This window comes from Cognatiyoonia sp. IB215182 (assembly GCF_033963905.1).
GTDB lineage: Bacteria > Pseudomonadota > Alphaproteobacteria > Rhodobacterales > Rhodobacteraceae > Yoonia.
In genome coordinates this window covers 1-6,086 of sequence record NZ_JAXBMB010000044.1, presented here as the reverse complement: position 1 = coordinate 6,086, position 6,086 = coordinate 1, and the positions used below count along the sequence as shown (strand labels likewise).

Sequence of the window (6,086 nt, the reverse complement as noted above, 5' to 3'; positions counted from 1 at the left end):
GTTTTGCGAGGAGAGTGACACTTCTGCTTTGCTCATGGGTGACATTATCGCTTTGCAGCTACAATAAGAAAGCGGATAAGAGATGTTATGTCAAATAAGTCGGAGTGTACCCCGTTAGCATACGGTAGTCGAATTGCCATGTTGTTGATATGAAACAGACAACCGTTCGTCAGTTCTTCCAACAGTTCCCCAGCGATGAAGCCTGCTTGGAACACTTATTCAACGTTCGCTTCGGTCAGGACCACGAATGCCCCAAGTACAAGCGCTCGACCACTTCGCCAGCAGCGATGGGTTTTATTGCTGCATCATCAAGTTGGTGGAGCCACAAGCAGCTTGGAATTCTTTGAAGTCTCTAAAGAAAAACTGAGCGGTTTCCCAACGCCCCTGTAGTTTGTCTTCTGGTACGTGAGCCTGAAGCTCTAGCGCGCACCGGAAGCCATCATCCACATGGACCGGAGGCCTGTCATGCACTAACAGTTAGTTTGGACTAATCGGATCAGGTTAACCAAACAATCGAGCTTGAAGGTGATCAACGAACGTGCCTAAGCTAGGTTCAGATGCACCTCTTCGCACTACAGCCGCTCGGATCGGATGCCGAAACAATAGCCAACCAGCAGCATCCGGAGCAGCAGCTCGGGATCGATAGAAGGAGGCCCGTGTGACTGTAGAAGTCTGCAAGATGCGCACGGATGCTGCTCAAATCGACAAACCGGTCGATCGGCCGAAGAAGATGATCTTAGGGAACATGATCCTCAAGCGAGAACTCATAAAACAGCGCCGCTTGCGCTTCCTGCTTGCGTCCCATCATCGCCAATACCCCCACCGTTGGGGCAATTGAATCAGCGGGTTAACTCTCGATCAAGCGTGAGTTTCTCAACGAAATACTCCCATGGGGACAAAATAATAGGGCATGTCTATTGGACCATTGTTCATATGTATTTTATTTTGGCAGTCAACCCTGATTAGTTCAATTTGACAACGTCACCGAACTCCTGTGTTGTGCACTCAACCATAGATGGCGGATAGAATATTGAAGAAGACTTATTTTGGCTTAGTCGCCGCGCTTACGCTTGCTGCAAATGTTGCAAATACTCAAGAACAGATTTCCGCTGAGACGGCTATGAGTTCTCCACAGAGTGAACCGATTGGATATGTAAACGAAGCAGGAGTTGGTGAGAATACCTACAGCGACGCGGCTCAACTAACCGACCAAGAGACGGCCTTTGATCAAGAGGATTACCAACTCTCGCAGTCACAGATAGTGAGTGCTGCCACTCCACAAGACCCTGTCGAGCCAGTTATCCGAGACAATAATATACTGACGATGCTACCCGATGAAATCCAGTCTGATGGTGGTTTTCAGTATAGTGTAAAAATCGATATCCCGTCATACCGTGGTTTGGAGCCAAACCTGGCGTTGGTGTACAATTCATCGCAAAAACGATACGGAGATGAAGGTTCGATCGTTGGTGTAGGCTGGTCGTTGGCCGGGACATCAATGATTGAGCGTGTTTCTGTAGGTGGCGGGATCGCGAGTTTCGTCTCTGGAGAAGATATCTACGAAATCGACGGGCAACCATTATTGGCTTGTGCAGATGCGTGGGCGACATTTCCTTATGATCCGGCAAGTGTTGCTGGAAGCGCAACTTATCCCACGCGCTTCAATTCGACAAATTCCAGTGCGAGCTGTGCGCATGGTGGGCAGTTCGTGACACTTATGGATGATGGACGTCGGGTTAAGATAATCCCTGACAGCGATGGGGGTGTCAGTTTTCCAAAATTCATCGTTACAATGCAAAGCGGTACACAATATGTGTATGAAAGCGTTGGTAAACTCAAAGGTCTTGCTGGACGCACTGGGTACACCGCCGATTTAGACAATTACGGGTACCGTACCCGCTTTGTGCTGACGGAAATTCGCGATACACAAGTTGTCGCAAATACAGTCATATTTACCTATGACTTTGGTACCGACAGTACGGCCGGATCTCAATCGATCTTTGATCTGACTGACCGGCTTGTCTCAATCAATTATGCCGACTATCAGGTCAGTTTTCACTATATTGATCAAGATGTTCCTTTGCGGACATCCGGGCTGGGGCATCGGAATTTGTCCTACAAGCAGGTTGGACTACTGACCTCGGTCGAGGTCCTTGATGGATCGTCAAAAATCCGTGCATATCGCTTTGAACATGCTGTGAGTGCTTACCTTCAGATGCATCATCTAGCCTCCGTCACGGAATTTGGCAGTGACTACAGTGTCAGTGAAGGGGTCGTTGTCAGTGGTGTAAGTCTTCCCGCAACGGAGTTTGAATACTCAGATGACGCTGTTGCTTTTGAACGCGTGAACTATTCCATGGTGGAACAGACTGAGCACCCCCTTGTTGTTGACCTCGATGAAGATGGTCGAAGCGAAATTGTATTCCAGCGTGAAGCCCCATATGGCGGTTCGAGTTTTCGACCAGTGCCAGCGCAACGCAATATTTATGGCTTTAACTCGGAACGGGTGATGAGTGTTATTGAGGATGCCATTACACTGCCAGCCCCTTATTACACAACATCACCGAATGATAGCACGAGATATCATTTGGAAGAGATTACCAGTCTAAATGGTCCCGTTTCGGAGCGTGGTTTAGACGTTTTCTCAAGTAGCCTAAATAACACAATGAGCCGAGACGATCGCTACCACAGCTACGTTTACGGGCCAAGCGGTGCCAGTGTCGGACAAGTAATGGTGCTTGGAAACAGACATTGGGAACGTCTTGAAGCCCATGGATATATGAACTTGGATCGTGACCCAGAAAGCGAATTACTGGCAAGGCTGCAGGACGGTATGAATAGTTCGGGCCTACCATATGAATTCAATCATGCTGGTGTGGAAGCGATGGATCTTGATGTCGTTCTCTCTTCACTTGATTTTGATCATGAGGGGGTAGTTGGAGATTTCGACGGCAATGGGCTGTCAGATATCATTTTTGAGAATGAGATGTATCTGGCGTTCGAGGTTGGGTTTCGTCGTTATGTAATCCCATCTGAAATCGTGAACCGTCCGCCGGATGCTTACTTATTTGGCAGCCAAGTTCGAATTCATGTGGGGGATATGAATGGCGACGGTTTAGACGATATCCTTCGCATTTATGTTCGAAGTAATGATAGCGGAATAGTTGATGTCTACTATTCCCGTGGCAATGGCTTTGAAGAGCGGCAGCGGGTACTGCATACTCCGTCATCATCACAAGACTTGATGCCCGCAGGTCTGCCCAATATTGAATTTAGTCGCAGCGAGATATTGCGAGATGTGAATGCTGATGGTTTTCCGGACCTGATCCTAAAGGACCATGATAGTGACGCCTTTGTATTGCTTTGGAACGGCCACAAGTTTCGGGTCGCCACCAGTGCGGATGGAACACTCCGTAGATTCGATCGCATTCATGCCGTTGATGACTTTGACGGTGATGGCCTTCTGGACATGTTCACCGGATGGTCGACAGACCGCGTACGTTGGAACGTGGGCGTGGTTCCCCACCTGCTCACGTCGATCCGCACGCCTTTGGGTGCGAATGTCTCGGTTGAATATGCTCCCTCGAGTGATGGTGATGGTGATGATCCGGTTGTCAGCGGGGATCGGATACCCGGCATCCGTCAGGTGGTTGCGTCGGTAACAGTGAGTGACGACTATTGGGTTGCGCCGCAGACGACCCGGTATCGTTACCGCGATGGACGGTATGATTATGTCTGGGAGCGGTCGCTGGGTTTTGGTCGAGTAGATACCATTTTGCCACCGGCTGCTGGCGATGATGGCGAAGTCGTCATAAAGACCTATTACAACAACGATGATTTTCGCACAGCCGGAACACAGCGACTTGTCCGTCGGGTTACGCGCAACGCACCCTGCGACGATACGCAAGCTAATCCCGGGCTTGGATGTGCCTCTTGGGAAACGCTCTGGCAAGAAACCACCAACGAATGGCGCCCAGTTGGTTCGGTGCCTGTGCATAACCCGGGTGATGGCTTTGCGTCACGGGCCGCTTATGTTTCCAATCACGAAACAGGTGGGCATGAGTTGGCGTCTGGTGGGCCGTATAGGGCTAAACTCTTAGGGTCTTACACCAAAACGCTCCACGGTGATGAGTATGTCGAGACTGGCGTTGCTTATCTGCCAGATCAATATGGTAGGCGCATTCAGGAAACTGATCTTGGCATGACCATTGATGGTGTGGACCCGTCGGAGGATGGCAACATCTCTACCCGTACGCAGTATGTTGATAACGTGGAACTCTACATTCTGAATACGGTGAGAAGTGAACTTACCTATCATGGGAATGCTCTGCCGAACTACACTTACAATCCTGATACATGGCTGACCCGCAATCTGTATCGTTATGACAGTCTCGCTGATCGTGCCCCACCGACATCAGGGAATCTTACCTCGGTTCGGCGCTATGAACGTAACAGCTCATCGAACGGTTACGGTTATCCGGTGGCAGAAACCCGCACTTACGATGGTTTTGGCAATGTCCTGACAGTGACTGACGCGCGTGGTGGGACGACGACATATGAATATGACACTGTCAAGTATCTGTTCCAGACCGCTGAGGTGAATGCGCTTGGCCATCGTACGGAAACGGCCTGGGACACAGGTTGCCAGCAACCGACTGTCATCACCGACGCTAACGAGCTCCAAACGACAAGGTTATACGACACGCATTGCCGCTTGATTGAAGAGCAAGACCCTGCTCAGGGAGTGAGACTAATCAGTTACTTTCTCCCACAAGGGAAGTATCAGAACATTGAAACCCGCACATTATCTGGCTCAACAGTTGCTAGCGACGTCTATCATCACGAGAACCAGTACATCGACGGACTTGGACGGACTCATATGGTTGCGCAAAGTAGCGACGAAGGTGATCTGGGGACGTCAAGGCGATACACCAAGCTAGTTTTTGATACGCGTGGAAGACAGGTTTCGGTCAGCATCCCCCTCACTATTGACGAGTATCATTCGTCGGTTGGAAATCTGGATTTCAATACGCGTGTCGAGTACGACGCTCTGGATCGTTCTGTACGCCGTCTCTACCCTGACGGCACAAAAGATGAGACAATCTACACAACGCTTGAACTACCGCTTTCAGCCGGTCAGGTTGGTGCTTCGTCGTCGCTTACTGCACCTCACCCACAGACCGTCTTCAGGGACGCGCATTGCTTTGACGCTGGCAGCAGCAACACACTCTGTAGCCCACTACATGTAACCGCAGACCATCGCGGCAATCGGATAAGATCCACATTGTCCGATCCCGGTTCAGATGTTGGCGCCTCGGCTGGTGACCGCGTGACCGAATACATGTTCGATGCCCTCAACAGGCTTGTGGGTGTAAAGGATCCTATCGGTGCCACATGGACCTATACCTACGACACAATAGGTCGACGTCTGACATCCGATGATCCGGGTCTCGGGTACTGGACCATGGAGTATGACGCCAACGGTAACTTGATCCGCCAAACAGACGCAAAAGGGCAAGTCATCACCTTTACCTATGACTGGCTGAACCGGGTTGTTTCGAAACATGCTGGCCCCGAACTTGTCGTTTACGCTTACGACGAACCGCGCGTGGGGGCATACAATATCGGCCGCCTGACAACTGTTGAAAATGCAGTTCATCGTGTCGAACATGATTACAACGCCATCGGCTTGCCCATCCGACAGCATCATTGGGTTGATGACCTGAGTGCGCTGGATCCACATTTTACCTTTGATACCGGCTATCGGGCAGGTGGGCATGTGGAGTCGCTCTCAATACCGCTGACAGTTGGTGGGGTGCAACAGCAGCTAGGTCCATATCGTTATAATCGAGCGAGCCAAATGATTGGATTCGACAACTATGTAACGGACGTTCTCTACGATAAATGGGGCAACCCAACGCGCATGGACCTTGGAAACGGGGTCTCTGATATCCGTGACTACAGCCCAAACCGTGGTTGGCTGAATAGCATCCGCTATGCCGGCACCCACGGTACGGATATCACTGCACCCAGTGTATATCTGCGCTCGGCCACTGGACGCGTACGAGAACATCAGGCGACCCTCA

The 6,086-nt window shown here is 50.5% G+C and carries 1 protein-coding gene and 2 pseudogenes; 2 read left to right on the top strand and 1 reads right to left on the bottom strand.

What is annotated here, in order from left to right:
* Positions 1–149 precede the first annotated feature (149 nt).
* A pseudogene (locus SLH47_RS26515) lies at positions 150–251 on the top strand (IS1595 family transposase); the annotation flags it as partial.
* Between the two features lie 324 nt (positions 252–575).
* Here SLH47_RS26515 and SLH47_RS26030 read toward each other — a convergent pair.
* Positions 576–808, bottom strand: a pseudogene (locus SLH47_RS26030) (transposase); the annotation flags it as partial.
* A 222-nt stretch (positions 809–1,030) separates the two neighbouring features.
* On the opposite strand from SLH47_RS26030, the gene SLH47_RS26025 reads away from it, so the two are divergent.
* Positions 1,031–6,086, top strand: a 5,056-nt coding sequence (locus SLH47_RS26025; protein ID WP_320244031.1) for a toxin TcdB middle/N-terminal domain-containing protein, incomplete at its 3' end; no start/stop codon positions are given.